We start from the raw sequence: 25,721 nt of genomic DNA on the forward strand, positions 1-25,721 counted from the left end.
CGGAAAACGGTAGCCGGTTGGGGCGGTGAGGTGGCCCGGTCCTTCCGTTCAGCGAGAAGGCCGGTCAGGTGATGATGCGCAGGGGGTGTTCCAGGACTTCGGTCAGCTGCTGGAGGAACCGTGCGGCGGTGGCGCCGTCGATCGCACGGTGGTCGGCGGAGAGGGTGACGCGCAGGATGCTGCGGGTCACGACCTGGGAGTTGTCGAGGCTCAGTTCGTCCTTGGCCGCGCCGACGGCGAGGATGGCGGATTCGGGTGGGTTGATGACGGCGGTGAATTGTTCGATGCCGAACATGCCGAGGTTGGAGATGGTGAAGGTGCCGCCGCTCATCTCGTCGGCGCGGAGTTTGCGGTCGCGGGCGCGTTCGGCTTTGTCGCGGGTCTCGGTGGCGATTTCGGAGACACTTTTGCGGTCGGCGTCGCGGATGACCGGAACCAGGAGCCCGGCGGGGGCGGCGACGGCGATGCCGAGGTGAATTCCGCGGTGCCGCAGCAGTTTGTCGTCGGCGATGGAGACGTTGACGGCGGGGTCGGTGCGCAGTGTGGTGGCGACCGCCTTGACGAGTAGGTCGTTGACGCTGACCTTGGTTTTGCCTGCTTGTTCGAGGGTGCGGTTGATCTCCGCGCGGAAGGCCAGCAGGTCGGTGACGTCGATTGCGCTGGTCAGGTAGATGTGCGGGGCCTGCTGTTTGCTTTCGGTGAGACGTTTGGCCGAAACCTGCTGGATGGTGCTGAGCGGGATCTCGTCGTAGTCGCCTGCGGGAGGAGCCGCGGAGGTTGCGGATGCCGCGGGCTGGACTGCTGACGGTAGGTCAGGCGTGGATGCGATGGTGCGGTGGGCGGATTCGACATCGTTGCGGGTGATCCGTCCGCCCGGCCCGGTGCCGGTTACGGTGGCGAGGTCGACGTCGAGTTCGCGGGCGATCTTGCGGGCCAGCGGTGAGGACTTCTTGTGCGCTCCGACCCCTCTTGTCGTCGAAACGGCGGGCGCAGTTCCGCCCGCTTCGATCGGATTATCTTGCCTACCAGTGCGTTCCGATTGCGCTGGCAAACTGGCCGCACGGTCCTTTGCCGTATCACTCGATGCCGCACCGCTTTCGGCGGCAGAGTTCGATCCGCCCGCCGCTGACCCGGTTCCGTCGCCGATCAGCGCGATAGTGTTGCCGATCGGGACCCGTGAGCCCGGCTCGAAGAGAATCTGTTCGAGGATGCCGTCCTCGTAGGCCTCGAGTTCCATCAGTGCTTTGTCGGTTTCGATTTCGGCGAGAATATCGCCGCGGCTGATCTTGTCGCCGACCTGCTTGAGCCAGGCGACGACGACGCCTTCCTCCATGGTGTCGGACAGGCGGGGCATGATGATGTCGGGCATGTGATGTCCTCTCAGCGGCGTCGGCCGACGGCCGCGAGTGTCTCCGCGGCGGCGGTGTACAGGGATTCGGCGGACGGCAGCGCGATCTGCTCGAGGGTTTTGGCGTAGGGCAGTGGCACTTCCGCTGCGGCGACTCGCCGAACGGGGGCGTCGAGGTAGTCGAAGGCGCCGTCGGAGATGGAGGCGGCGATTTCCGCGCCGATGCCGTAGGTGAGCCAGTCGTCTTCGGCCACCACGGCGCAGCCGGTCTTGCGTACCGAGTTGACAATGGTGTCGCGATCCAAGGGGCGCAGACTGCGCAGGTCGATGACCTCGGCCGAGATCCCTTCGGCAGCAAGGCGTTCGGCGACCTGGGTGGCGATCGTCGCCATTCGCGAGTAGCCGATGAGTGTGATGTCGGTGCCCGCACGTGTGATCGCTGCCTTGCCAATTCGGGCGGGCGGAAGATCCTCGGGCACTTCGCCTTTGGTGTTGTAGAGGGCGAGGTTTTCCAGGAACAGCACCGGGTCGTCGTCCTCGATCGCGGCGCGCAGCAGCGCACGAGCGTCGGCCGGAGTGCTCGGCGCGACGACCTTCAGGCCGGGCACGAACGCGTAATACAGCTCGATGTTTTGCGAGTGCGTCGCGCCCAATTGCTGGCCGCCACCACCTGGCGTGCGGATCACCAGCGGGACGCTGGTCTGTCCGCCGAACATGCCGTAGATCTTGGCCGCGTGATTGACGATCTGGTCCAAGGCCAGCAGCGAGAAGTTGATCGTCATGAGTTCCACGACGGGGCGCAGGCCGAGCATGGCCGCACCGATGGCCGCGCCGACGAATCCCTCTTCCGCGATCGGGGTATCGCGGACCCGCTTGTCGCCGAATTCGGCGAGCAGTCCGGCGGTGATCTTGTAGGAGCCCTCGAAGACGCCGATCTCTTCCCCGATGAGTAGGACGTCGTCATCGCGACGCATCTCCTCGCGCAGGGTTTCGCGCAGCGCTTCGCGATAGGTCATGACAGGCACGGTGGTGTCCTCAGCGGTCGCGGGAAGTGTTTTCAGAACAGCGGATCGGCGGGTAGCCGTCGAGATTCACCGGCCACCGGGGTGGCGTAGGTGTAGTCGAACAGGCTCGTCGGCTCGGGGTGCGGGCTGGCGTCGGCGAATGCCACGGCCGCGTCGACCCCTTCGCCCACTTCGGCTTCGATAGCGGCAACGGTGTCGTCGTCGAGGAAGCCGGCGGCGATCAGCTCCCGCTGTAGCCGCGCGATCGGATCGGATTCGCGCGCGATCGAAACCGCTTCGGCACTACGGTATTTCGCGGGATCGACCACCGAATGCCCCTTGAGTCGGTGGCTGACGGCTTCCAACAGGGCCGGCTTTCCCTCCCGGCGAGCGGCTTCCACCAGTTCAATGGCGATATCCCGCACCGCGAGTACATCGGTCCCGTCGACTCGTTCGCCCCGCATCCGGTATGCGCTGGCCCGCTTGTAGAGGTCGGGTTCGGCGGAGGACTGTTCGACGGTGGTGCCCATGCCGGTCTGGTTGTTGATCACCACGAACACCACGGGCAGATGCCACAGCGCCGCGATATTCAGCGACTCGTGGAATGCCCCGATATTCGTTGTGCCGTCGCCCATTTGGCAGACCACCACATCGTCGCCCCCGCGATAGTCGATGGCCAGTGCGGCGCCGACGGCCAGCGGCAACTGACCGCCCACGATGCCGTAACCGCCGAGCAGTCGGGTCGCGGTGTCGAACATATGCATCGAGCCGCCCCAGCCCTTGGAGGTGCCGGTGGATCGGCCGTACAGCTCGGCCATCACCCGGCCGGGTTCGATGCCTTTGGCGATCGCGTAGCCGTGTTCGCGGTAGTTGGTGAACAGGTAATCGGTCGGGCGCATCGCCGCGGCGAGTCCGACGACGGTTGCTTCCTCGCCGAGGTTGAGATGGCAGTAGCCGCCGATCTTGGCCTGGGTGTAGCCCTGCGCGGTGCGCTCTTCGAAGCGGCGCACGAACAGCATGTCGCGGAAGTAGCTGCGCAGGGTGTCGGGATCGGTGCCGGCGAATGCCTTGCGGGCTGCGGCCTTCGACGTGAATTTCCGGGGTGCGGTGGTCGTGGTCACGGTGGCTCCTCAGCGTTTGCGTGGCGCGATGTGTACGGGCAGTCCGAGTCCGGCCAGCGCCGCCTCCATGCCGATCTCGCCGAGGGTTGGGTGGGCGTGGATGGTGTCGGCCAGCTCGTCGAGCGTCGCCTCGAGCGAAATCGCCAGTGCGCCTTCGGTGATCAGGTCGCTGGCCGAGGGGCCGATGATGTGCACTCCGAGAACCTCTTGATGCTGTTGCCCGGCGATTATTTTCACGAACCCCTCGGTCTCGCCGAAGGTTTTGGCTCGGCCCAGGGCCGCGAACGGGAAGCGCGCGGTGATCACCTCGTGCCCGGCGGCGCGGGCGGCCGCTTCGGTGAGTCCGACGCTGGCGATCTCCGGATGGGTGAAGGTGGCCGCGGGGATCACCGTGTAATCGATATGCGCCTGACGTCCGGCGATCACGTCGGCGGCGGTGAGGCCTTGGTGGGAGGCCACGTGGGCGAGCAGCGCCCGACCGGTGACGTCGCCGATGGCGTACACATGCGCGGTACCGGTACGCAGCTGCTCGTCGACAGTGATGAATCCGCGGTCGTCGGTGGCGATTGCGGCGATGTCCAAGCCCAGGTCGGCGGTGTTGGGTCGCCGACCGACACCGACCAGTACCACGTCGGCATCGAGCTCGCGCGCCCGCTGGCCGTCGACGGACACTCGCAGTGTCCGATTCGACTCTTGTGCAATGGATTTCACTGTCGAACCGGTGAGCACCGCAATGCCGCGCTTGCTGAAGGAGCGACCCAGCGCGGTCCCGATATCGGCGTCTTCCGCGGGAACGAGCCGGTCCTGCATTTCGACGATCGTGACCTCGGCGCCGAAGGTGGCGAACAGGCTGGCCCATTCGGCGCCGACCGCGCTGCCGCCGATGATCACGAGCCGCTTCGGCACCTCGGTCAACCCGAACGCGCCATCGGAAGTGATCACGCCCGGCAGATCAGCGCCCGGAATCGGCAGCCGAGCGGGCACCGAGCCGGTCGCGATGATCACATCACGCGCACTGACCTGTCGGATCGGCGTGGTCGGAGCGGCGGCGTAGCGCGGGCCCTCCGGGCCGATGGGGGAGGGACCCACCTGGTGCACCTCGACGGTGGTGGGATCGATGAAGCGCGCATGGCCCTCGATGACCGTCACGCCGTTGGCCGCGAGCAATCCCGCGACACCGTCGGTGAGTTCCTTGACGATGCCGTCCTTGCGCTGGCGCACGGCCGGGAAGTCGAAGCGCACATTGTCGGCGTAGATACCGAAATCCGCTGCGGCGCTGACAGTCTGGAAAACCTCCGCGGATCGCAACATGGCCTTGGTCGGAATGCAGCCCCAATTCAGGCAGACCCCGCCCGGCCGTTCCTTCTCCACCAGGGCGACTGTCAAGCCGTGCTGGGCCGCGCGGATGGCGGCCACATAGCCGCCGGGGCCGCCGCCGACTACCAGAAGATCGAAGTCCGGCACTCGTGGTGCTCCTCGTCTCGAACGATTTCGACTCGACACGGGTATGGCGCGAGTCATCATCGACGAGTCTCGTCACCACCCTGCGCACAAACAATCACTCCGAAGCCCAGGAAATCGGTCTGGAAAATGGGCGCTGCGCCCAATTCCGCCGGTGCCTATCGGTAGTGTGACTCGCCGAGTTGGAGTGCCGCGAGCGCGAGTGACAGCTCCAGGTAGGAGCGTTGCCCCTCGAGCGGACGATCGAGCAGGGTCGAGATACGTTGCAGCCGGTTGATCACGGTATTGCGGTGGCAATGCAGGCGCGGCGCGGCATTGGCCGCCGAGCAGTTCTCCGCCAGCCACACCGCGAGGGTCTGCAGCAGTGAGTCGCGCTCTTTGACCGGCAGCGCCAGCACCGGACCGAGGGTGCGGGTGACCAGCAGCTCGGTCAGGTCGGGCGAGCGGACCAGCAGCGCTTCCGGATAACGCTCGTCGAGAGCGACCAATCCCGTTGCCTCCCTGGGCATTGTCTGCATCGCTATGAGAGCGAGCGCATGCGCGGTATCGACATCCGCGAGTCCCGCGACAGCCGGCGAGACACCGGCCAGTCCGCGTATCTGGGGACGAAGATGAGCCAGCACGGTCGCGCTGTCGTGACGGGCTAGTGAAACGAGCCCGATCGTGGCATCCACCCGGTCATGCCATACCGACCGAATCCCCAACGCGCCCAACGCGGCTTCGGTGCCCGTGCGCAGCGGCCGCCCCTCGCCGCCGCGGACCGCGACCACCAGATACGCACCCTGGACGGGCAGGTTCAGCTCGCGCGCCACCCGTGCGGCGAAGGTCGCATCATGGGCGCGACCGGCGAGCAGATCCTCGATCAGGGCATGCCTGCGGCGCTCGTCGCGGCGCACTTGTTCGAGCTCGGCATTGCGATAGGAGGTGACCAACGACGAGGACAACCCATCGATCACCGTCCACATCGCGGTGCCGGCCTCGCGGACTTCCCGGGCGTCGATCGCATCGGCCTTGTCCAGCAAGGCCTCCCACACGATCGCGCCGCCGAGCCGGAATGTGCGCAACATCGCCTCCAACGGCACCGCTTGCGCTGCGCGATGCCTACCGATCGCCGCGGCCACATCATCGTGTTCGGGATCGGTAGCCGCCCCACCGAGCAGATCCAAAATCCGGGTCAGATATTGCCGACAGCCTTCTCGTAACTCCTTGCGCGGCACCGAGGTGTAATCCGTCCACTCCGGGTTATCGGTGAAAATCGCCGCCAGCAACCGCCGGGTCAGCACTGGAATCTCCGCACGGCAGGCCGCGGCCAACTTCCGCGTACCCGCCGTCGCGACCGGATGCTGGGGTGTAGCCATACCGGTCGACGCTACTCAGCGCCGTTGCGGGTGGTCTCGTCGGCGAGGCGTTGCAGGTAGGCGGCGAATTGGTGGCGGTCGCGGTCGGGCCAGGACGCGGTCAGTCGGTCGAAGCATCGGCGTTGCCAGTCGCGGGATGCGGTGAGCAGGTCTCGACCGTTGTCGGTGAGTTCCAGGACCACTCGTCGCCGGTCGTGGGCGGAGTCGACGCGGGTGAGGTAGCCCGCCGCGACGGCGTCGCGGACCATGCGGCTGGCGCCGGAGTGGTCCAGGCCGAGTTGATCGGCGACTGTCGAGACGGTGGCTTCGTCGGAAGTCCGCAGCCCGGCCGTGACGGCTTCGACGACCTGGATGTGCTGGACCTGGCGCATGTCGTCGTCCTGGGCTGCCGCGGTATCTGTGCGCGCCTGGTTGACCCAGCGCCGTGACCAGAAGCGGACCAGCCGGAACAGCGCCGGCCCACCTTCGGCGGTCTCATGATTTCGCGCAGCACTGACATTCACCCTCGACATTGTATGCGATGCACACGTATATTTATGTGCGTATCGCATACAAATTGGCTCGGGTCGGGTCGAACACAGGAGGTCGCAATGCCAATCGTTCTCAACCACACAATCGTGCCCGCGACCGACAAGCAGACCTCGGCCACGTTCTTCGCCGAATTGATGGGTCGGTCGGTGTCGGCTCCGAACGGACCGTTCGTGCCGGTAACCGTCAACGACGATCTGACTCTCGACTTCGACGACCGTGGCAGTGTCGAACCAGGGCACTACGCGTTCCTCGTCGATGACGAAACCTTCGACGCAGTGCTGCACCGATTGTCGAATTGGCCTGCTGTCGATTACGGTTCCGGTCCCGAGAACGGCTGGGACCGGGATATCAACCACCTCGCCGGAGGGCGCGGGGTATATGTTCGCGACCCCGATGGCCACAGCTACGAACTGTTCACGGCCGTCCCCTGAACCGCGAAGTCCGACCGCTCTTCGCGGGCCGCACCCATGGACCTATCCGGTAACCAGGAATACGCTGAAGTTGCCGAATGTTTTGCGTCCGATCTATCCCACTCTGGGCGTCGTATGTCGGACGTCCCGGCTTCGCCGATGCGTTCGGATGTCGAGGCGAGCAAGGAGTGAGCCGTGCAAGGTGGAGCAAGAATTGCGATAGGGGTGGGCGTCGGGTACCTGCTGGGGCGCACGCGCAAGATGCGGTTCGCGTTGGCGCTGGCGGGTGCGGCGATGTCGAGGGGGTCGACGGGAATGACTGGGGAATTGCTCGAGCGGGGGACATCGTTGCTCAAATCGTCGCAGGAGCTGACCCAGATCACCGATACCGTCAAGGGTGAGTTGCTGGGCGCTGTGCGCTCCGCCGCGGTCACCGCGGCCAGCAACCGCATCGACGCGCTCAACGACCGGTTGCAGCAGCGTGCGATACCCGACTCGCAGGAGGATCGAGGCGAGTCGCAGGAGCCGGATTCAGACGAGGAAGAACGGCCCGAGGACGAATTGGCCGAGGAAGAACGGCCCGAGGACGAATTGGCCGAGGACGAACGGCCCGAGGGCGAATCGGCTGAGGAAGAACCCGCCGAGGACGAAGACGACGAGGACGCCTACGACGAGGACGATTCCGGCCGAACCCGAGACGAGTACGACGAGGACTCCGAGCAGACCAGCGCGCGGCCCCGGGCACGACGGACGCGGACCGCCGCCCGTGGGACGGGCTCTCGGACCTCGGACCGTGCGCCCCGCTCCGCCGAGCGTAAGGCGCCCTCGGCCCGCCGACGCCGTAGTCGCGTCGATACCGACGAATCCGACGAAGCGCCCGTGCGACGCACGAGGAGATGAGGCCGATGGCGGCCAGAACACTGCGTGATGCGACAACCGGAGTCGGCAAGAAGGCCGCCGACTCCACGGGGCGGGCTACTAAAGCCGCCACCCGTGCGGGATCGACCATCCAGCGGAAAACCCAAAAAGCCGTCCCGACCAGCGCCTTGCAGCAATCGGTGCAGAATCTCACCGCAACCCTGGCTGAACGCGCGGTCTCCGGGCTCTCGGGCACGGTATCGAAGACCGCCGACCGGCTTAATCAATACGCGGAAGACGGTGGGGGAAATCTGCTTTCGGCGATAACGGGAGTGGAAAAACTCAGCCAAGGCGCCTCGCCGCTGCGAGCGACGATGAGTGCGGGCATGGAGAAGGTGAAGCACTCCGTTCGCGACAACTTCGAATCGGTCAAGGAGTCCATGACCGGCGGCAAAGGCAATGGGGGTGGCAAGGAGCGCAAAGCGACCAATATCGTCGAGCAGCTCGATCTCGGCGTCCCGATCGACCTTGCCTACGACCAGTGGACCCAGTTCGCGGACTTTCCGAAGTTCACCAAGAAGGTCGAGCAGGTCGAGCAGGTCGCCGACGAGAAACTCACCTGGACCGGCAAGGTGTTCTGGTCCAGGCGGACTTGGAAATCCACGATCCTCGAGCAGGTGCCCTTCGAGCGAATTGTCTGGCGTTCCTCAGGCGCCAAGGGCTACATCGACGGGGCGGTGAGCTTCCACGAGATCACGCCGGATCTCACCCGCATCATCGTGGTGCTCGAGTACCGACCCCACGGAGTCTTCGAGAAGACAGCCAACCTGTGGCGCGCGGCCGGTCGCCGATGCCGCCTGGAACTGAAGCAATTCGAGCGGCACGTCATGACCGAGGCTGTGCTGCATCCCGACGACGTCATGGGCTGGCACGGCGAGATCCACGACAGCAAGGTCGTCAAGGACGACGAGACCGCGCGGCGCGAGGAACAGGACGAGAGCGCCGAGGCCGAAACCGCGGACAACGAAGATCGAGACGAAAAGGAACGGAAAGACGAGTCCGACGAGTACGACGAGGACGAGCAAGACGAGGACGAGCAGACCGCGCCCGCGCCGCCCCGTCGTCGATCGGGCTCGCAGCGCCGCACCACGGCAGCTCGCCGGTCGAGCGAGAGGAGAGCACGAACATGACGATCGAACCCGCAGGCGGTGGCGGTGGTGGAGCCGGCACGATGGCGCGCCCGAATTCCTCCAGCCTTGCCGACGTTGTGGACACGATTCTGGACAAAGGGCTGGTCATCGACGCGTTCGCGCGCGTTTCGTTGGTCGGCATCGAACTGGTGACCGTCGACGCCCGCGTCGTCGTTGCCAGCGTCGACACGTATCTGCGCTTTGCCGAGGCCGTCAACCGACTCGAAATTTCCACCAGTGAACCCAAGGGCTTGACCGATATCGTCGGCGACGTTACCGAGGGCGCGAGCAAGCACAAGACCAAGGGTGCGCTCGAAGCGGCGGGCGAGAAGGTCAAGGGCTTCCTCGACGACGTCGAGGACAAGCGCCAAACAGCACCCCGGTCTTCGCGGCGCAGGGAGGAATAATGGCTACCGACCACGCCCTATACGTCTACGGAATCGTCCCCGCGGATGTGGAGCCGCAGCCGCATGCCAGTGGTGTCGGCGATCCCCCCGGCGATGTCGCAGTGGTGCGACACGGCGAGATCGCCGCCCTGGTCAGTGACGTCGCCACCGATCGCCGGCTCGGCGATCCCGATGACCTCGCCGCGCACGCCAAGTTACTGGACGAGTCGGCGGCCGTCGTTCCGGTGCTGCCGCTGCGCTTCGGCGCGGTGATGACCGATGCGGAGGCGGTGGAGAACGAGCTGCTCGGGGAACACGAGGACGAGTTCCGTGCCGCGCTGGCGGAACTGGAGGGTCGTGCGCAGTTCGTGATCAAGGGACGCTACGTCGAGAATGCCGTGCTGCGTGAACTCATCGACGAGAACGCCGAAGTCGCCCGGCTACGCGAGGAGATCCACGACAAACCCGAAGACGCCACCCGCGATGCCCGGATTGCACTGGGCGAAATGATCAATCAGGCGATCGAAGCCAAACGCGCCGAGGACACCCGCAGGGTGATTTCCGAACTCGAGGAATTCGACCCGCTCGTCAACCAGCGCCAGCCCACCCACGAGGAGGACGCCGTGCACGTCGCGGTTCTGGTCGACACGAGTCGGCAAGGCGATCTGGAGGATGTGTTGCGCCGGCTCGCCAGGGACTGGGACGACCGGGTCGAACTGACCCTGCTCGGACCGATGGCAGCCTACGATTTCGTGACCAAGCAGGCACCCGAGAGCTGAACCATGGGTCTGGTCTCAGCGATCTTGTCGTTGCCGCTCGCACCGGTGCGCGGCGTGATCTGGCTGGGCGAACTGATCCAGGACCAGGTAGAGCAGCAGCTACAAAGTCCCGCGGCAGTGCGGCGCGAACTCGAGGAGATCGATGAGGCCGCCGCGGCCGGTCGCCTGTCCGAAGAAGAGCGGAAACAAGCGCAGCAAGCCGTCCTCGATCGCACACTCCCGTCCTCGGACGACGCGACGGCGACCAAACGGAAGGAGTGATTCGCGTGGCACGCATGACCACTCCGGAAAACCCCGAGGATGTCGACGCGGCGCCGGACGAACCGCCCCCCATCACCGCGGCGCAGGCCTCGGCCGCGGCGATCGAGATCCTCGTGGAACTGACCTCGAAGCATGTGGAGGGAGTCACCTCCATGGAGCCGATCGAGGACGGATGGCTGGTAGAGATGGAGGTCCTCGAGGATCGCCGTATCCCGTCATCGGGGGACATGTTGGCGCTCTACGAGCTCGAGCTCGATTTGGACGGAAATCTGCTGGCCTACCGCAGAACCAGACGCTACACGCGCGGCAGCACCGATATCGGCCGAAGAGATCGACGATGACGGTGGTCCCAGGAGGCGAATCGTCCGCACCGCAGCCGTTCGGAGGCGGACATCAGTCGACGAATCTCGCCGACATCCTCGAACGGGTGCTCGACAAGGGCTTGGTGATCGCTGGCGACATTCAGGTGAATCTGCTCGACATCGAACTGCTCACGATCAAGCTGCGACTGGTCATCGCGTCGTTGGAGACGGCCAAGGCGGTGGGCATCGACTGGTGGGAGACCGATCCCTGGCTCAACAGCAAGGCCCGCACACTCGAGCGGCAGGATCACGACCTCGAACTGGAGAACCGGGAACTGCGTGACCGGATCGCCGAACTAGAAGCCGCACGCGAGGTCCCGCAATCTATCGAACGCCGCCGTGAACCCAAGGAATCGAGGCGGCGTGACTGACGAGGTCGGCGTCTGGCTGTACGCGGTGACGCGCGCAACGGACGCCGCGGCGGGAGCCGGCTCGACCACGGGCGTGGCGGGCGAGGTGGTACGCACGGTGGTGTCGGATGCGCTGGCGGCGTTCGTCGGATCGGTGCCGCTCGCGGTATTCGGGGACCAACCACTACGGCAGAACTTCGAGGATCTGGACTGGCTGGCGGCGACGGCTCGGGCACACGACGCCGTCGTGTCGACCTTGGTGCGCCGCGGCCCGACCGTTCCGCTGCGTCTGGCCACTGTCTTTCTCGACGACGAGCGGGTGCGCGAGCTGCTCGATGCGCGGCGTGCGGACTTCATCGCGGCGCTGACCTTGGTGACCGGACGCACCGAGTGGGGCGTGAAAGCCTATACCGACCGCGCAGCCCTCACCGCCGCCGTGGCCGATGCCGAGGCCGCGAGCACAGGGACCGAAAAGGGCAGGGGCACGGCCTATCTGGCCCGTCGCCGCGCGGAACTGTCCGCACAGGCAACTGTGGAGCGCGACGCGGCAGAGCAGGCCGGGGAGATCCATGCGCGCTTGGTTCGACACTCCGTGGCGGGACATCGCCAAGCGGCGACGGATCCGGTGCTGAGCGGACGCCGCGACTGGATGGTGCTCAACGGCACCTATCTGGTCGATGACGACGACGGCGGTGACTTCGCCGCGACCGTCGACGAACTCGGCAAGGAATTTCCCGGCATCCGGCTCGAAATCACCGGTCCGTGGCCGCCCTATTCGTTCGCCGGTGTGGACCAGGAGCCGATATGAGACCGACCGACCAGAGCGTCGACGGCGAGCGCCGGGTCGCACTCGTCGACCTGTTGGACCGAGTGCTGGCCGGCGGGGTAATCATCTCCGGCGATATCAGACTGGCCATCGCGGACGTCGACCTGGTCGCGATCTCGCTGCGAGCCCTCATCTCATCCATCAGTAGCTTGTCTGTCTCCTCGGTCGAGTCCGCGACGGCACACCCTGAACTGGAACCGCCCCGAGATGACTGAAATAGGCGGCATTCCACCGCGTATCGATACCAACCCCGAATCCGTCGAGCGCGGTCTGGTCACGCTCGTGCTCACACTGGTGGAGCTGCTGCGGCAGCTGATGGAACGGCAGGCTCTGCGGCGCGTGGACGACGGCGATCTGACCGAGACCCAGATCGAACGCATCGGCACCACCCTTATGCTGCTCGAACAACGCATGGACGAGCTGCGCGACCATTTCGGCCTCACCCCAGAAGATCTCAACATCGACCTGGGTCCCTTGGGAAAGCTCCTTCCCGACTAGGGGGTGATGCAATAATCCTCGGCGACACCGTTTCCGCTCTGTTGGGGGAGCATGGGGACCAGAAGAGCTTTGCTGCAAGCGGGTTGGGTGCTGCCGCTGGCCGCGTGTGCGCCGCAGCTGTTGTGGGGCGACTCGGCGTCGATTCGGATCGGGGTCTCGTGGAGTGGCGCGGAGCTGGCGGCCTTCCGGAAGGTGTTGGCGCCGATGCCGTTCGCGCGATCGGTGGATGTGATTCCGATGGGCGACGAGGTCGGTACTGCGTTCAGTGCGGGCGGGAAGTCGGCGCCGGATATCGTGCTGCTGCCGCAGGCCGGTCAGGTTCGCGCGCTTGTCGACGACGGTAAGCTTCGGCCGGTCCCCGATGCGCTGTGGACCGACGACCAAGGGGCGCGGTATCCCGAGTTGTGGCGACAGCTGTTGTACCACAACGGAAAACCGTATGGAGTGCCGTTCAAGGCCGCCGATAAGTCGATGGTCTGGTACGACCGGCAGACCGTCGACAAGTATCACCTCGGCGACCCCGCCGATTGGACGATCGCGGACTGGGTCGACCGGATCGAGGTGCTCGCGGGCACGCCGATGCGGTTGCTCGCGCTCGCCGCCGCGGACGGCTGGGTACTGACTGATGTCTTCGAGAATGTGCTGCGCGCCGAATCTGCGCGCACCTACGACGATTTGACGACAACTTCGCAGGATCGTGTCTGGGACCGGCCTGCCGTGCGCGAAACGTTCGCGAATCTCGCGCGGCTGTGGGGTCGACCGCACGCCATCGCGGGAGGTGTCGCCGTGGCGTTGACCCGTCAGTTCCCGGACGCGATTCGAGAGGTGTTCGAGCACCGTCGCGCCGCCATGGTGATCGCACCCGATTTCGCCGAACCCGTTGTCCGTGAAAGCCTTCGGGTCTCCGGGCGCCGATCCGAGGAGGTGGTCGGTATCGCACCGTTCCCGGTCACCGGCCTCAGTGGTGAACGGCCGCGGATTGTCGGCGGCGATGTCATGGTGGTGACCAGATATGCCGGCTCGCACGCCGACGAGGTGGTGACGGCGCTGGCCGCGCCGGAGGCACCGCTGCCGTGGATTCAGGGCGACGGCGGCTTCATCGCCCCGAATATTCGGACTACCGTGCGCTATTCGGCGTTGCTGGATCCGATCGCGCGTGCGCAGAGCCCGTGGAGCGCATTCGATCTGTCCGATCAGCTGGGAGCGGTGGGCGGCCGTAATGGTTTGTGGCGCATTCTGACCGACTTTCTCGTCGCGATCGGTGACGGTGCCGCCGAGCGGCCGGATGCGGCGATCGATCGCGCGATCGCCGCGTTGGACGGATTCGAGCGGAGCCGCCGATGACGGGTGTCGCCGACTTCCGTGCCAACGGATTGCGCATCGAGCTCGCGACGCGCCGGATGCGCGGCCCACTGATACCGGGTGGGCGGCCGCACCGCTGGCTCGGTTGGGCGGGTCTACTCGCGGTCGGGTTGATCGCGGTGTTGCTGGTGGCGCCCGCGGTGTGGACGGTGGCGATCGCGGTGCCCGCGCGTCCACGAATCGTGTTGTCCTGCATGCTCATTGCCTGTGGCGCCGTCGCCTTCACTCTGATCCGCAGGCGAGGATCGTTGAGCAGGGCGCGCCTGTCGGTGCTCGCGGCTTGCGCCGTGCTCACCGCGCTGGGACTCTGGCTGCTCGCCGACGCCCTGGCCGGCGACGGACGATGGGCGTACCTGCTGACCATGCTGTGGGTCGTCTTCGGTCTGGTCCTACTGCTCGTCGCCGTCGGCATCGCCTGGCTGTCACGGGATTCGCGCAGATTGTGGGCACCGCTGATCGTGCCGTTCGGTATCTCGGCGTTCGTCTCCGGTGTCGCCTTCCGGATAATCTTCCAACATCTCGCCGCCTGGTTCGGCATCGAAAGCGTTGGCGGGTACCGGATCTGGTTCGCGCTGATGCTCGGTTCGGCGTTTCTGTGGACCTGGCTCGGCTTTCTGACCGGGTTGTTGCGCGCCGATATCCGGGCCATCGAGGCAGACCCGGTGCGGTCGGGCTATCTGCACGGGCAGGGTAAGCGTTTCCCGCTGCTGCGACTGCTGGAGTTGGTGCGCCCGATCCTGCTGATTCTCGGATTGGTCGTCGGGGTGGCGGCGGCCAGGGTGTTCGATGTGGTGCTGATCGGCGTACCCGGTTCGATGCAGTATCAGCTCGACAGTGCGACGGTGCAGTGGTGGCGGCTGGCCACCGACGGCGATCCCAGCGCGGGCGTCGCCGCGGCATACGCGCTGCCGTTGGCGGTCCTGGTCGGTTTCGTGGCCTGGCTGCCCCGGACCGGTGTGCGCGGCGGCCGGACCCACACGGCGGTTTCGCCGCCGGTGGATGCCAGCCGCCGCATCGGTCCGGTGCGCGCGATCGGGATCGGCGTGGTGTCGCTGTTGGCGTTGGTGCCGATCCTGGTTCTGATTGTCGTTTGTCTGAACGGCCCCAAGGGATTCGGACTCTCCGCTCTCACCGGCATGTGGCGCGACGAATCCTTCCGTGCGGCATGGCAGACGACGTTACTGGTGGCCGGGTTGGCGACTATCGTCGTGGTGGCGGCCGCTCTACCGGTGGCGCATCGCCTGGCCGCCGGGCGCCAGCAGGGTGTGGTCTCGCGGATCGCGGTGGTGTCCCTGGTCGTCCTTTCGGTGCTACCTGCGCAGAGCTACCTCGGTTCCCTCGATGCGTTCATCGACACGTTCAACCTGTCCGGCACCAGGATCCCGTTGATCTTCGTGCACGCCGCCGCCGGATTGCCGATCGCGATCCTGATCCTGCGCGGTGCGATGCTGGCCCCGCCGGACAGTCCGGCCGAGGCGGCGCTGCACGGGCTGGCCAGTCCGGGCACCGTTACGCGGCGGCTGCTGACATCGGCGGGTCCCGCCGTGGTCGCGGTCGCGGTACTGGAATTCATCCAGGTATGGAACGACTTCTTCATCGGGCTGATGATGAACGGCGCGGGTGCCAGCCCCTGGTCGTTGCTGTTGTGGGGCGAGGCACGGCAATTCAACGAGAACGCCGCGGAACTCGCGGCCGGGTCGCTGCTGTCGGCCGTGCTGCCCGTGCTGCTGTTGCTTGCCACTTGGCGGCGCTGGCTGGTACCGGGATTGACCGCCGGGACGCGGTCGTGACGGCGCCACGCGGATACGAAGCGCCGCAGCAGATCACGCCGCGCTCGTCGATCTGGGAGGGGGTTCTCGGCACCGCGGAGGTCGTCGCGTGGGCGCTGGTACTCGAACTCGGTCGCAATATCGTGGTCAACTCACTCGGCGACAACGATGTCGTCAAGGTGATCGGCGGGTTGCTGCGTGGGCTCGCCATCGTCGCCGTGCTCGGTGCGGGCACGTATGTGGCCTACCGACGCATCGACAGGTTTCGCGAAACAGCGCGCACCGAAAGGGAACTCGCCCTGATCGCCGAACTGGTCGAGCCCGGCGAGCCGGTACGTGTCGCCGCCAGAAACCGTCCCGATCCGCCGCGACAGCTTTCCGAACTCGATCACGAGCCCATCCTCGCGGCACTGCGGGACCTGCCGGTTCAGGAATTCGAGACGGCCGCTCTGCTCGCGGTGCTGTCGGCCGTCCTCGAAGCGCCGACGCGGTTGCCTGCGGATTCCGCACCCGACGGGCGCACCGCGACCCTGGTGCTGGCGGACCTCGAAATGCGCGGGATCATCGGCTACCTCCGCGCCGACCGATATTGCCTGCGCGAAGCTCCGCGGCTGCCGCCCACCGCGGAGGTCATTCGCGGACCACACTGGCAGGCGGCGTTGCCCGCACTGCTGCACCACTACGCGGACCGGGCCAACCGCTGGGCCGTCGCCTTGGAAACGGTTCGTTTTGCCAAGGGTGCGCGACGCTGGTTCGAAGCGGAAGAAGAATATCTGCGCGCACTCTTCCCGACTCCGGCAACGCGGTTACCGACGGCGGCGGTACACGAACTCGCCAGAATCGCGGACGCCCTCGACGTCTGGTATGCCCGCAAGGGCCTGCCCGAGAATGCCAACGGCGTAGCGCGAGCGCTGGGTGACCTCACCGATCCCGGCGATTTCCCGCTGCGTGGTGAGCTGACCGCGCTCCGGGCCGGCCGGCTGCGTCGACGTCCGCCGAAATATCGGCCACGTGCCCTATCCAGCAGTCTGTCCGCGCGCTGGTCGCACTACTCCGCGCTGCATCGACTCGACGCCGAGCCGCCGAGTCCGCCGGTGCTGTCCGAGTCGGCCGAACAACTGGAAGCTGCCTGGTGGTTGCTGCCGCGAACCGATCTGGCCGGAGTGGTCTGCACGCTGATCAACCTGGCCGTCGTCCACTTGCATCAAGGTCGACTGGACGCCGCCCAAGACCGCCTGGAATTGGCCGAATCGCTGACCCGCGACGGCCGCGACCCCGACGGCCGTGCCCAGACGCGCGAAACGCTCGGCGTCCTCTGGTGGACCCGCGGTGAACCCCGCCGTGCCCTTCGGCAATGGCAACGCGCACTAACCGCCTACCGCGAGCTCGATGACGATCTCGGTACCGGCCGCTGCCTGCAGCACCTCGGATCGGCGGTGGTTCTCGCCCCTGAACACGGTGGTCTGCTGCTGGGTGACGACCCCCCGCTCACCCGTACCGAAGTACTCCGCCAGGCAGGCGGCTGGCTGGCCGCCGCCCGCCGCCTACACCCCCAGGCCCTACACGCCGAATACTATGCGCGCCAAGCCGGTTCGACCCTGCATACGGTGGATCGCTGGCCGCTGCCCGCCCCGGATCCGCAATAGCGGCGACTGAGCGATCTGCCACGGTGTCCTGGGGGCATAGTCGCGACCGAACGATCAACCCGATATTCGGTAACCGCACCATGGTCTGGAATACCCGCAGAATCAGACCCCGGGAACGACCGGACCCCCACCCTTTGCATCAAGTTAGTTGAATTGGCACAAATCACTGGCGGAAAGGCGCATTCTGAGCATACAAAGCGGTGCCCGCAGTTCATGACGTACCTCGGATTGGGAACGACGCATCATGGCCACGCCATACGGACCACAGGCGCTGCGTCACGGACCCTATCCAGACGCAGGCGATGGTGCGTGGCAACAGTCAGCCGTTGGTGGCACTCTCTCCCACCGGATCGGCTATGGAAATTGGCGCGAGATTCCGCTCGATGGCGACATGCACAGCATGACAATCGGGCGGTCGGAGGCCGCCGACATAACCGTGACCGCCGACGCTACGGTCTCGCGCCTGCACGCCATTATCGAGCGGGTGAGCGACTACTGGGTTGTCATCGATAACGGGCTGTCCACAAATGGGACCTTCGTCAACGGCGAGCGCGTCGACGGGTGTCGCAAACTCGAGTCCGGCGATACCATTCGCTTCGGAAAATCGGTTTTCATCTTCACAGACGACCACTCATCCGAAGATGAAGTAACGATTGCCCACGGCACCCTGCCGACCAGGAGTGCGCTGACCGACGCTCAATATCTGATTCTCGAGGCACTGTGTCGCCCGTATGACGCTCGGACCGGATTCACCTACCCTGCATCGAACTGGCAGATTGCACACGACCTATGCCTGAGCGTGGCTACGGTGAAGACCCACATGCGGGCGCTGTTCAAAATATTCGACGTCGAATCCTTCCCGCAGAACAAAAAACGCATGTTTCTGGTTGAACGTGCGCTCGAGAGCGGCGTGATCGTCAATCACCACGGACGGTAGTCCTTCGGCGGCTAAATCGGATGGAAACCCGATCCGATGCCACCGCGCGCGTTGATGTCGTCGATGATGGTGGCGATGTTCGCGCCGAGCTCCGGTCCCAGGCATGGCACCCGCAGGTATCCGTTCACCATGCCGACGAGCGTTGTTCCGACCACGACCGGCGCGCCGGAGTCACCGGGAAGGACACATATCTGCGTCCAGGTCCAAGTGTTGGTCTGGTCCAGATCTCCGTAGGCCAGGCCACAGGTCTGGCCCGTGGTATAGCCCTCCTTGCACGCGACGTCCGGGAACTGCGCCGGACCGCCCAATCCGGTAATCGTCGTATTACCAACGCGATTCACTGGTACTACCTTGTCCGCATCGAAAGCGATGACGGCGTAGTCCATGTCGCGGTTCGAGTAGGCGAAGGTGCCGACGACGCCGGCGTCACGGTTGGCCTCGGCGGTCACCGTGTTACCCGCATCATTGCAGTGACCTGCGGTGATCCCGACCAGCCGACCCGCGGCATCGTGCCCGATCGTGGTGAGCGTGCAAACGCCCTGGTCGTTGACGACAATGCCGGAACCGCCGCCCAGTACCGACGGGCCTGCGGCATGCGCAGTGCCTACTTGCACCCCGGCCAGCGCTGCGCATGCTGCGAGCACAGCCGCAGCTCTCGCGAACTTCCTGAACATGTCCTATCCAATCGCTCGAGCTGCAACTATTCCGTCGTCGAGTAGGTCATACGAGGCAGATGCCCGTTCCGAAGGGGAAGATCGGCGGAACGAAGCAGACCCACCACAGGAACGGGTTCCACCACAGGAAGGCGGGATCGGCCGCCTGGGGGAGTTGTTCTGAAGCGGGCGCCACTTGGACCGGCGCCGGAGGAGCGGCCGGCGCGGGATCGGCGGTCGCAACGCCTGAGCCGAGGGCAATCATCGGTGCGAGCGCTGCCGTCGCTACGGCTGCGCGAATTTTCGTGCTCTTCATGATGGTTCCTTCAATTGAGTGCTTCAGGGACGCCTCGTCCGTCGAAGGCTTCCCACACATGAACACCACCAACTCTCCTCGTAGAGGGCGCGGAAGATCATCCTCCCCCGGGTTGGAAACCCTCAGACCTCGGGTCGTGCCCGGGCCATCGGCAATGGTCAGCGCAGAGAAAGAAGCGTTGGGCAGGCACCGCGGCCGCAGTGGCGCGATGATGTTCGGTATGGGTGAAACCATGCTGGGCGACGCTTCGCGGCAGCCGGAGCGGGGTTACCCGGGTGTCGATATGAACACCGCGGCGCCGATCACGAGGGTCGACAGAATCATCGAGGAAGCCCATCGCGTCTACTTCGGCAACCGGTCCGCTACCGGTCCGCTCGAGGAGGGCGCGCGACGGCTGCACGAACCGCTGCGCATCGCATTGGCCGGTGCCGTCAAGGCCGGAAAGTCGACGTTGCTCAACGCGCTGGTCGGCCAAGATATCGCCCCGACCGACGCCACCGAGTGCACCCGCGTCGTGACCTGGTACCGGCACGGTGCCACCCCGACGGTCATCGCCCGGCTCGCGGGCGGCCGGTCGGAGTATGTACCGATACAGCGAGCCGAGGGTGGTCTGAGCTTCGACCTCGGCAAGCTCATGGCGGTGCAGGTCGATCGAATCGATGTCGACTGGCCGCTGCCTCGACTTGCCCGCACCACGATCATCGACACACCCGGAACCACGTCACTGTCGAGGGACGTCTCCGCGCGAACATTGCGGCTGCTTACTCCGGATACCGGCTCGGCCGGAGCCGATGCGGTGGTCTATCTGTTTCGTTCTCTCGACGATTCCGACCTGGCACTGATTCGGCAGATCGGGGAGCGCGTCGGCGGTAACGCCGGCCCGCTGGGAATTGTCGGCGTCCTATCGCGGGCGGACGAACTCGGTGCGGGCCATCCGGACGCAATGCATTCTGCCCGGGCCGCAGCCAAGGAATTCACTCGCGAGTTGGAAATGACGGGCCTGTGTCAGGCGGCCGTGCCGGTTGCGGGTTTGCTCGCCTTTACCGCGAAAACTCTTCGACAGAGCGAGTTCGTGGCCCTGCGCCAGCTTGCGACGGTCGCACCGGCCGACCTGGAATTGGCCATGCTATCGGCCGATCGATTCCAGCGTGCCGATTATCTGCCGATTGATTGCGCGGCACGAAAGCATCTCGTCAGACGTCTCGGTCTGTTCGGAATCAACATGGCACTGACTCGTTTACGGGCCGGTACCAGCGCTTCGGCGGCTCTGGTCGACGAACTGATCGCACGCAGTGGCATCGGCGAACTCGAGCGCGTCATCGACATTCAATTCGGTCAGCGCGCGGACGAATTGAAAGTTGCGGTGGGTCAGCTCGGGGTGCTGCGCTGCGTCAGCAGCATCATCAGGCCGACTTCGCGGCTCTGGGTGTCGATCATGTCGCGGGCCGCCTGTTCGACTATGCCGCTGGACAATTGGCGATCGGCGGCTTGGGCCATCTGGATGCCGCCGACATGGTGGCGCTGCATGAGTCGCAGGAACAGCGCTTCCGCGTCAGCGCCGCGCGCCGCGGCCAGCGCATCGAGTTCGGCCTGGGTCGCCATACCGGGCATGTGGTCGGCGGTGCTGGTCGGTGTCGCGTGCTGGTGTTGCGTGAGATTCGGTTGGTCGGTGTGCATCCAAGCCATCGGGTGCGGATTGATCGTGACCACGCGGGCCATTCGTAGCCAGCCGAGCAACATTCCGATCTCGGTGCGCTGGGTGTCCGAAATCTGTTGTGCCAGTGCCCGTACCGTCCCGTCGACTCCCGAGTCGAGCCGCTGCGTCATGAGCAGTGCCTGGCTGTGGTGGGCGACCATATCCTGTGTGAAGCCGATTTCGGTACTGCTCAGCACGGGCGGCGCGGCCTTGTCATCGGTTATCAGCACCGGTCGGATGGCCGCACCGACAGCGAGCAGCAGTACGGCCAGGCTGACGAGTGCGGCACTGCTGATCCAGGTTCGCCGGGTCATGAGCCCATGGTCGAGTGCTGATCGGCCGGCGGGGTGTAGATGCTCGAATCCAGTCGCAACGCCAGGAATCCGCTGTCGGCGCAGGTGGTCCACAGTTGATTGCCACGCCATTCAGGTGCCGAGAAGCACCAGTCCGAGGACAGATCGCCGAAAGCCAGCATGCCGGTGCGCGGACTGGCGGCCTCGGACATATCGAACTGGCCCTGCAATATGGTCTGGACCACTGTCGGCGACGCGAGCAGCGGCGGCCCGATGATCGAGGCGAGTGCATGCGGCGAGTTCGTCAGCTCGGTGTTGTGTCCGGTGCGCGCGGGCGGGTTGTAGTAGGCGATCTCGCGGATGGCGAGCGGGTCGCGCACGTCGAATACGCGGATGCCGGAGGAGGTCCAGCTGCAGGCCAGTGCGGTGGGATCGACGGGCCGATCCGCGGCACAGTAGTGCGCGTCGTAGGCGAACAGCGAACCGCCCGCGGCGGAAGCCATTGCGATGTCCTCGTTCTGGGGTAGATCGATCTCGAGTTTGATGGTGTTGCGCAGGCGTGGATTCGTCGCGTCGGAGACGTCGAACAGCATTACGCCGCCGGATCCGGCCTCGTTGGTGGCGAAGACATACGGTGTGCCTCGATATGTGACCGGGATGTTGTGCTGGGTGGCCCAACCGTCGGTCCAGGAGATGTTGGCCAGTTGGCGCACCTGCGGATCGGTATCGCGGCGCTGGACAGCGCTGATATCGAGGATCATGAGTCCGCCGAAGTTATTGGCGAGATACATGGTGTTCCCGTCGGGACTGAATCCGAAGCCGTGCATGGATAATCCGGGCAGGTTCTGCCAGATAACGCGCGGATTGGCCGGATCGGTGAGATCGACCGCGCTGACCAGGCCCGGGGCGACGCCCGAGCTCCAGTAGGTGTTGCCGTCGGGGGAAAAGCCACCCTCATGTGAGGTGATCGGCAGTGGCATGTTCAGACTGGTTCCGGTGCCCGGGTTGAGCAGACGGGGGTGTGCGCAATCGGAGATGTCGTAGACCGACAGCAGGCCCGCACCGGTTATGACGGGTGCGCCCGTGCCGACGAGCAGTTTGCGAGTCTCGTTGACCTTCAAGCTTTCCCAGGTGCCCGCCAGCATTGCCGGTTCGTTCAACGTTGCGGTGAGCACCGGCGCGGCGGGATCGGAGACGTCGAGCACCTGCACACCTTGTTCGGGCCCCAGCAGGTTGCCCGGGAAGAAGGTGCCGACGTAGACGCAATGTTCGAAGCTGGCCGAGGAGATACCCCCGCCGCGTCCCGGGTAATTGCCGACCTGCGACATATTGCAGCGGTAGCCGCGGGTGCTGCGGCCGTCATTCCGGTCGGCGGCGGGGACGTCGCCCTGGTGTTCGGATTCCGGCTCGGAACCGGGGCCGCACTCGGCGCGGGCGACCGCGATATCGGTGCGGCCGGAGATTTCTCGAACGCTGCCGGTTATATCCGACTGCGGTTGCGCGGCAAGGATTCCGGTCGGCAACAGCAGAGCTGTGGCCGCGGCCGTCACCAGGGAACGCCGAACCAGGGGAAGCAACGATGATGTCATGGTGGCCCTCGGCTATGAGGGTTGCCTTTCGTGTGGATCGATAGTCGATGCCAGGTCGGCCGCGGGCTGGTGGTCCGTCGATCGGCTGCGGAAATCCGTTGAGGGTGCGACGGCCATGGTGGCGGCTGTGCGATCCGACAATCCGGACTGTACTGTCCGGTTGCTACTCGGTAGTGTGCGCGAGGCATCATCTGGAGTCAAGACCTTCCCCCGAATCCCGCGGCGGGGCGCTCACCCTCCGATTGTCAGTCGACCCAACAGCGCACGAGTTGCTTCGACAGCCGGCCTGATCCGGTCGTAATGACTGACGCCGCTGCGCGCCTCGGTCAGTTGCGGAACCTCCAGACTGACCACGGTGCTGGGTGGAATCGCGGAGAGGATCTCGAACAGCGGCAGCTCCCCGGCTCCCGGTACGAGCCGCTCCGTCATCGATTCCGCCATGTAATCCGGGATGGCCGGATAGCGAGGGACGTCGCAGATCTGAACGTAGCCAATGAGATTCGGATCCAGGGTGGCCAGGTCGCTCGGGGTGGCACCGGATCGGATCAGATGCATCGTATCGATCAGCAACCGGAAGTCGGGACGTCCGACGTGGCGCACGGCGGCCAGAGCCGTCGCGAGAATATGTTCTGGACACCCAGATCCGCTGCCAGGTCGACGAATTCGGTCCGTGGCAGGCCGAAGACGCTGAGATGTTCTATGCCGATGCGCTCCATGGGTTCCCCATTTTAAGCGCGGGCTAGTCGGCAGTCTCACCCGCGAGGAAGCGCTGCCAGACCGCATGATCCGTACGCTGGCCGCCGGGCGTATCCGCACCATATCGGGTGATCTCCGCCGCGAGATCGAGCGGCATGGTCGGCGCGGTCATACCTCGCAACTCCTGTTCGATCGCGGCATCCGGCACCAACCAGCACACCTCGAATTCGATGCCGTCGGGGTCGGCTCCGTACAGCGACTTGGTGACCGCATGATTCGACGCTCCGCTCAGAGCGTCCGCCGCCCGCAGTGCGTCCTTGACCCGCCCCAACTCGCGCAGCGTGTCAACCTCCCAGGCCAGGTGGTACAGCCCGACCCGTCCGGTGCGATGCGTAGCGGCCGGTTCGGTGGATCGGAACAAACCCAGGTCATGGTCGTTGGCTGAACCGGCCGCCTGCAGGAAGACCCCACCCGGAATTGCGCCGATCTGTCGGAAGCCGAGGACATCGTGGTAGAACGTGGCCGAGCGCTCCACATCGGAGACGAACAGGACGGCATGGTTCAGGCGCTGGATTGGCACGAAAGTTGCTCCGTTTCCTCAGTGCTCGACCGATGCGAAGGCCCGCAGTTCGCGGGCTACATCGGGACCGGTCGGCATGTACACGACCTCGCGGTACCGTGCTGCGGCCAGGTTAGCCAAGGTCATGGGCGCTGGCCATTGCCGATCTGGCGGTGAATCCGGTACCGAAACACGCGCGGAATCGGCCGCTGGAACAGCCGTGTGATTGTCGCGATCGCACTTGCCATCGCGATTTCCAGGATCACGTATCGCTTCGGCATCAGTTCCTCCCTTCGATCGTCTGTGATCAGTAGGCGGCGCTGCTGTGCGCCCCTCCGCGCGAAAGCTGCACCGGCCGACTGGGCCGCAATCTTCATACCAACGGTTGGATGGCCTATCCCTGATCAGCTTCCGCTGAGTGGAAGGTCGGGATCGAACGCCAGGGAGTCGATGACGAAGCGACTGCCGCGGCCGCAGAGATGCAACGCAAAGGTGCTCCACCTCACAATGCCTCGGGTTGACCTTCACATACATGTGAAGGTTCGAATATTCGAGTCATGAAGATAGGCATTACCACCTTCCTTACCGACGAGGGAATCAGCGGTCCGAAACTCGGTGTGGCGCTGGAGGCGCGGGGATTCGAATCGTTGTTCCTGCCGGAACATTCGCATATCCCCGCGAGCCGGAAGTCTCCGGCCCCGGGTGGAGGCGAATTGCCTCGGGAGTACTACCGCGCACTGGATCCGTTCGTCACCCTCGGCGCGATTGCGGCGGTCACCGAACGGTTGATCCTCGGTACCGGGGTCACTCTGCTGATCCAGCGCGATGTCATCCACACCGCGAAGGAGGTCGCCACGCTCGACCGAATCTCGCGCGGGCGCTTCATATTCGGCGTCGGCGCGGGCTGGAACCGCGAGGAGATGGCCGATCACGGTACCGATCCGCGTACCCGCGGCGCGCTGCTCGACGAGCAACTCGACGCCATCCGAGCGATCTGGACCGAGGACGTCGCCGAATATCATGGCCGCTTCATCGATTTCGACCCGATGTATGCCTGGCCGAAACCCATGCAAACCCCGCACCCGCCGATCTTCATCGGTGGCGCGGAAGCGGCGGCCGAACGCGCGATCCGCCACGGCCTCGGGTGGCTTCCCGCCGCGGTCGCCGATCCCGCCGCGATACCGGCCCAATTAGCCCGACTCGACGGATATGACGTGCCTGTCACCGTCGCGTTCGCCGCAGTCGATTCAGCACTGATCGACGGCTATGCCGAGGCCGGGGTAGAGCGATTGGTCTTCAGCGTGCCGACGCTCCCGGAACTGGAAACACTGCGCGCCCTCGACGAAATCACCAAAGTCGCCGACCGGTACCTCGGCCCGACGCTCGCGCCATGACAGATTGACAATGAGTGTAGCGATGTAACAAACTCTCCGGGGTTCGCGGTCATCGGAAGAGGGGCTGG

28 protein-coding genes and 1 pseudogene are annotated in these 25,721 nt (G+C 65.4%); 17 read left to right on the plus strand and 12 right to left on the minus strand.

The window, feature by feature from the left end:
- Positions 1–64: 64 nt before the first annotated feature.
- From ACIBJI_RS19940 to ACIBJI_RS19965, 6 genes are all read right to left on the minus strand, one after another.
- A complete protein-coding gene (locus tag ACIBJI_RS19940) occupies positions 65–1,369 on the minus strand; it encodes a dihydrolipoamide acetyltransferase family protein (RefSeq protein ID WP_397085186.1) in 1,305 nt (434 codons plus the stop codon).
- Positions 1,370–1,380: 11 nt separating this feature from the next.
- Positions 1,381–2,364 (minus strand): alpha-ketoacid dehydrogenase subunit beta, encoded by a 984-nt coding sequence (locus tag ACIBJI_RS19945; protein ID WP_364345815.1) that lies wholly within the window; start codon positions 2,362–2,364, stop codon positions 1,381–1,383.
- 41 nt (positions 2,365–2,405) lie between these two features.
- Positions 2,406–3,473, minus strand: a complete 1,068-nt coding sequence (gene pdhA / locus ACIBJI_RS19950; RefSeq protein WP_364345817.1) for a pyruvate dehydrogenase (acetyl-transferring) E1 component subunit alpha — start codon at positions 3,471–3,473, stop codon at positions 2,406–2,408.
- Positions 3,474–3,482: 9 nt separating this feature from the next.
- Positions 3,483–4,937 carry a dihydrolipoyl dehydrogenase gene (gene lpdA, locus ACIBJI_RS19955; protein WP_364345819.1) on the minus strand — a complete coding sequence of 485 codons (1,455 nt, stop codon included), beginning with the start codon at positions 4,935–4,937 and terminating at the stop codon, positions 3,483–3,485.
- Positions 4,938–5,092: 155 nt separating this feature from the next.
- Positions 5,093–6,292: a helix-turn-helix domain-containing protein gene (locus tag ACIBJI_RS19960; protein ID WP_364345821.1), complete on the minus strand. Its 1,200-nt coding sequence runs from the start codon at positions 6,290–6,292 to the stop codon at positions 5,093–5,095.
- An 11-nt stretch (positions 6,293–6,303) separates the two neighbouring features.
- Positions 6,304–6,795: a MarR family winged helix-turn-helix transcriptional regulator gene (locus ACIBJI_RS19965; RefSeq protein ID WP_364345823.1), complete on the minus strand. Its 492-nt coding sequence runs from the start codon at positions 6,793–6,795 to the stop codon at positions 6,304–6,306.
- An 87-nt stretch (positions 6,796–6,882) separates the two neighbouring features.
- On the opposite strand from ACIBJI_RS19965, the gene ACIBJI_RS19970 reads away from it, so the two are divergent.
- The 15 genes from ACIBJI_RS19970 to ACIBJI_RS20040 all read left to right on the plus strand — a co-directional run bounded on the left by ACIBJI_RS19970 (position 6,883) and on the right by ACIBJI_RS20040 (position 18,457).
- The gene (locus tag ACIBJI_RS19970; protein WP_364345825.1) at positions 6,883–7,254 is read left to right on the plus strand and encodes a VOC family protein; all 372 of its coding nucleotides are present in this window, start codon (positions 6,883–6,885) and stop codon (positions 7,252–7,254) included.
- Between the two features lie 174 nt (positions 7,255–7,428).
- The gene (locus ACIBJI_RS19975; protein ID WP_397085190.1) at positions 7,429–8,133 is read left to right on the plus strand and encodes a hypothetical protein; all 705 of its coding nucleotides are present in this window, start codon (positions 7,429–7,431) and stop codon (positions 8,131–8,133) included.
- 5 nt (positions 8,134–8,138) lie between these two features.
- On the plus strand, positions 8,139–9,281 hold the full coding sequence (locus tag ACIBJI_RS19980; RefSeq protein WP_364345829.1) for an SRPBCC family protein: 1,143 nt from the start codon (positions 8,139–8,141) through the stop codon (positions 9,279–9,281).
- A complete protein-coding gene (gvpJ, locus tag ACIBJI_RS19985; RefSeq protein ID WP_364345831.1) occupies positions 9,278–9,688 on the plus strand; it encodes a gas vesicle protein GvpJ in 411 nt (136 codons plus the stop codon). Before ACIBJI_RS19980 ends, gvpJ begins: the two co-directional genes overlap by 4 nt.
- Positions 9,688–10,446, plus strand: a complete 759-nt coding sequence (locus tag ACIBJI_RS19990) for a GvpL/GvpF family gas vesicle protein (protein WP_364345833.1) — start codon at positions 9,688–9,690, stop codon at positions 10,444–10,446. The genes gvpJ and ACIBJI_RS19990 overlap by 1 nt, the downstream gene beginning before the upstream one ends.
- A gap of 3 nt (positions 10,447–10,449) precedes the next feature.
- Positions 10,450–10,707 carry a gas vesicle protein GvpG gene (locus ACIBJI_RS19995; protein ID WP_364345835.1) on the plus strand — a complete coding sequence of 86 codons (258 nt, stop codon included), beginning with the start codon at positions 10,450–10,452 and terminating at the stop codon, positions 10,705–10,707.
- 14 nt (positions 10,708–10,721) lie between these two features.
- Entirely contained in the window at positions 10,722–11,048 is a 327-nt protein-coding gene (gene gvpO / locus ACIBJI_RS20000; RefSeq protein WP_364346089.1) for a gas vesicle protein GvpO, read from the plus strand.
- Positions 11,045–11,440 carry a gas vesicle protein gene (locus ACIBJI_RS20005; protein WP_364345837.1) on the plus strand — a complete coding sequence of 132 codons (396 nt, stop codon included), beginning with the start codon at positions 11,045–11,047 and terminating at the stop codon, positions 11,438–11,440. Before gvpO ends, ACIBJI_RS20005 begins: the two co-directional genes overlap by 4 nt.
- Positions 11,433–12,227, plus strand: coding sequence for a GvpL/GvpF family gas vesicle protein (locus ACIBJI_RS20010; RefSeq protein WP_364345839.1), 795 nt, complete (start codon positions 11,433–11,435; stop codon positions 12,225–12,227). The genes ACIBJI_RS20005 and ACIBJI_RS20010 overlap by 8 nt, the downstream gene beginning before the upstream one ends.
- Positions 12,224–12,460 (plus strand): gas vesicle protein, encoded by a 237-nt coding sequence (locus tag ACIBJI_RS20015; RefSeq protein ID WP_364345841.1) that lies wholly within the window; start codon positions 12,224–12,226, stop codon positions 12,458–12,460. The genes ACIBJI_RS20010 and ACIBJI_RS20015 overlap by 4 nt, the downstream gene beginning before the upstream one ends.
- Positions 12,453–12,743 (plus strand): gas vesicle protein K, encoded by a 291-nt coding sequence (locus tag ACIBJI_RS20020; RefSeq protein WP_364345843.1) that lies wholly within the window; start codon positions 12,453–12,455, stop codon positions 12,741–12,743. The genes ACIBJI_RS20015 and ACIBJI_RS20020 overlap by 8 nt, the downstream gene beginning before the upstream one ends.
- Before the next feature lie 51 nt (positions 12,744–12,794).
- Positions 12,795–14,087, plus strand: coding sequence for an ABC transporter substrate-binding protein (locus ACIBJI_RS20025; protein ID WP_397085193.1), 1,293 nt, complete (start codon positions 12,795–12,797; stop codon positions 14,085–14,087).
- A complete protein-coding gene (locus ACIBJI_RS20030) occupies positions 14,084–15,895 on the plus strand; it encodes a hypothetical protein (RefSeq protein WP_397085195.1) in 1,812 nt (603 codons plus the stop codon). Before ACIBJI_RS20025 ends, ACIBJI_RS20030 begins: the two co-directional genes overlap by 4 nt.
- Entirely contained in the window at positions 15,892–17,520 is a 1,629-nt protein-coding gene (locus tag ACIBJI_RS20035) for a tetratricopeptide repeat protein (protein ID WP_364345849.1), read from the plus strand. The genes ACIBJI_RS20030 and ACIBJI_RS20035 overlap by 4 nt, the downstream gene beginning before the upstream one ends.
- Before the next feature lie 244 nt (positions 17,521–17,764).
- Positions 17,765–18,457, plus strand: coding sequence for an FHA domain-containing protein (locus ACIBJI_RS20040; protein ID WP_396956584.1), 693 nt, complete (start codon positions 17,765–17,767; stop codon positions 18,455–18,457).
- An 11-nt stretch (positions 18,458–18,468) separates the two neighbouring features.
- On the opposite strand, the gene ACIBJI_RS20045 is transcribed toward ACIBJI_RS20040, so the two are convergent.
- Together ACIBJI_RS20045 and ACIBJI_RS20050 are read right to left on the minus strand one after the other, a co-directional pair.
- Positions 18,469–19,131, minus strand: a complete 663-nt coding sequence (locus ACIBJI_RS20045) for a S1 family peptidase (RefSeq protein WP_364345853.1) — start codon at positions 19,129–19,131, stop codon at positions 18,469–18,471.
- 46 nt (positions 19,132–19,177) lie between these two features.
- The gene (locus ACIBJI_RS20050) at positions 19,178–19,426 is read right to left on the minus strand and encodes a hypothetical protein (RefSeq protein WP_364345855.1); all 249 of its coding nucleotides are present in this window, start codon (positions 19,424–19,426) and stop codon (positions 19,178–19,180) included.
- A gap of 283 nt (positions 19,427–19,709) precedes the next feature.
- On the opposite strand from ACIBJI_RS20050, the pseudogene ACIBJI_RS20055 reads away from it, so the two are divergent.
- Positions 19,710–20,141 (plus strand): annotated as a pseudogene (locus ACIBJI_RS20055) (dynamin family protein); the annotation flags it as partial.
- Between the two features lie 653 nt (positions 20,142–20,794).
- Here ACIBJI_RS20055 and ACIBJI_RS20060 read toward each other — a convergent pair.
- From ACIBJI_RS20060 to ACIBJI_RS20075, 4 genes are all read right to left on the minus strand, one after another.
- On the minus strand, positions 20,795–21,436 hold the full coding sequence (locus ACIBJI_RS20060) for a DUF305 domain-containing protein (RefSeq protein WP_364345857.1): 642 nt from the start codon (positions 21,434–21,436) through the stop codon (positions 20,795–20,797).
- Complete coding sequence (locus tag ACIBJI_RS20065; protein WP_364345859.1) at positions 21,433–23,004, minus strand: hypothetical protein; 1,572 nt, start codon at positions 23,002–23,004, stop codon at positions 21,433–21,435. The genes ACIBJI_RS20060 and ACIBJI_RS20065 overlap by 4 nt, the downstream gene beginning before the upstream one ends.
- Before the next feature lie 231 nt (positions 23,005–23,235).
- A complete protein-coding gene (locus ACIBJI_RS20070; RefSeq protein ID WP_364345861.1) occupies positions 23,236–23,604 on the minus strand; it encodes a hypothetical protein in 369 nt (122 codons plus the stop codon).
- A 139-nt stretch (positions 23,605–23,743) separates the two neighbouring features.
- A complete protein-coding gene (locus tag ACIBJI_RS20075; protein ID WP_364345863.1) occupies positions 23,744–24,280 on the minus strand; it encodes a VOC family protein in 537 nt (178 codons plus the stop codon).
- 536 nt (positions 24,281–24,816) lie between these two features.
- On the opposite strand from ACIBJI_RS20075, the gene ACIBJI_RS20080 reads away from it, so the two are divergent.
- Positions 24,817–25,653: an LLM class F420-dependent oxidoreductase gene (locus tag ACIBJI_RS20080; RefSeq protein WP_364345865.1), complete on the plus strand. Its 837-nt coding sequence runs from the start codon at positions 24,817–24,819 to the stop codon at positions 25,651–25,653.
- Positions 25,654–25,721: the final 68 nt, after the last annotated feature.

This window comes from Nocardia sp. NPDC050408 (genome assembly GCF_044458905.1).
Taxonomy (GTDB): Bacteria; Actinomycetota; Actinomycetes; order Mycobacteriales; family Mycobacteriaceae; genus Nocardia.

What these genes read in the sequence shown, in the direction of transcription:
- ACIBJI_RS20025 (WP_397085193.1), top strand. Translation starts at nt 12,795, where the DNA reads ATGGGGACCAGAAGAGCTTTGCTGCAAGCGGGTTGGGTGCTGCCGCTG.
- ACIBJI_RS19995 (WP_364345835.1), top strand. Translation starts at nt 10,450, where the DNA reads ATGGGTCTGGTCTCAGCGATCTTGTCGTTGCCGCTCGCACCGGTGCGC.
- ACIBJI_RS20005 (WP_364345837.1), top strand. Translation starts at nt 11,045, where the DNA reads ATGACGGTGGTCCCAGGAGGCGAATCGTCCGCACCGCAGCCGTTCGGA.
- ACIBJI_RS20080 (WP_364345865.1), top strand. Translation starts at nt 24,817, where the DNA reads ATGAAGATAGGCATTACCACCTTCCTTACCGACGAGGGAATCAGCGGT.
- ACIBJI_RS19980 (WP_364345829.1), top strand. Translation starts at nt 8,139, where the DNA reads ATGGCGGCCAGAACACTGCGTGATGCGACAACCGGAGTCGGCAAGAAG.
- gvpJ (WP_364345831.1), top strand. Translation starts at nt 9,278, where the DNA reads ATGACGATCGAACCCGCAGGCGGTGGCGGTGGTGGAGCCGGCACGATG.
- ACIBJI_RS20040 (WP_396956584.1), top strand. Translation starts at nt 17,765, where the DNA reads ATGGCCACGCCATACGGACCACAGGCGCTGCGTCACGGACCCTATCCA.
- ACIBJI_RS20015 (WP_364345841.1), top strand. Translation starts at nt 12,224, where the DNA reads ATGAGACCGACCGACCAGAGCGTCGACGGCGAGCGCCGGGTCGCACTC.
- ACIBJI_RS20050 (WP_364345855.1), bottom strand. Translation starts at nt 19,426, where the DNA reads ATGAAGAGCACGAAAATTCGCGCAGCCGTAGCGACGGCAGCGCTCGCA.
- ACIBJI_RS20020 (WP_364345843.1), top strand. Translation starts at nt 12,453, where the DNA reads ATGACTGAAATAGGCGGCATTCCACCGCGTATCGATACCAACCCCGAA.
- ACIBJI_RS19940 (WP_397085186.1), bottom strand. Translation starts at nt 1,369, where the DNA reads ATGCCCGACATCATCATGCCCCGCCTGTCCGACACCATGGAGGAAGGC.
- ACIBJI_RS19945 (WP_364345815.1), bottom strand. Translation starts at nt 2,364, where the DNA reads ATGACCTATCGCGAAGCGCTGCGCGAAACCCTGCGCGAGGAGATGCGT.
- ACIBJI_RS19960 (WP_364345821.1), bottom strand. Translation starts at nt 6,292, where the DNA reads ATGGCTACACCCCAGCATCCGGTCGCGACGGCGGGTACGCGGAAGTTG.
- gvpO (WP_364346089.1), top strand. Translation starts at nt 10,722, where the DNA reads ATGACCACTCCGGAAAACCCCGAGGATGTCGACGCGGCGCCGGACGAA.
- ACIBJI_RS19970 (WP_364345825.1), top strand. Translation starts at nt 6,883, where the DNA reads ATGCCAATCGTTCTCAACCACACAATCGTGCCCGCGACCGACAAGCAG.
- ACIBJI_RS20045 (WP_364345853.1), bottom strand. Translation starts at nt 19,131, where the DNA reads ATGTTCAGGAAGTTCGCGAGAGCTGCGGCTGTGCTCGCAGCATGCGCA.
- ACIBJI_RS20065 (WP_364345859.1), bottom strand. Translation starts at nt 23,004, where the DNA reads ATGACATCATCGTTGCTTCCCCTGGTTCGGCGTTCCCTGGTGACGGCC.
- ACIBJI_RS19990 (WP_364345833.1), top strand. Translation starts at nt 9,688, where the DNA reads ATGGCTACCGACCACGCCCTATACGTCTACGGAATCGTCCCCGCGGAT.
- ACIBJI_RS20030 (WP_397085195.1), top strand. Translation starts at nt 14,084, where the DNA reads ATGACGGGTGTCGCCGACTTCCGTGCCAACGGATTGCGCATCGAGCTC.
- ACIBJI_RS20060 (WP_364345857.1), bottom strand. Translation starts at nt 21,436, where the DNA reads ATGACCCGGCGAACCTGGATCAGCAGTGCCGCACTCGTCAGCCTGGCC.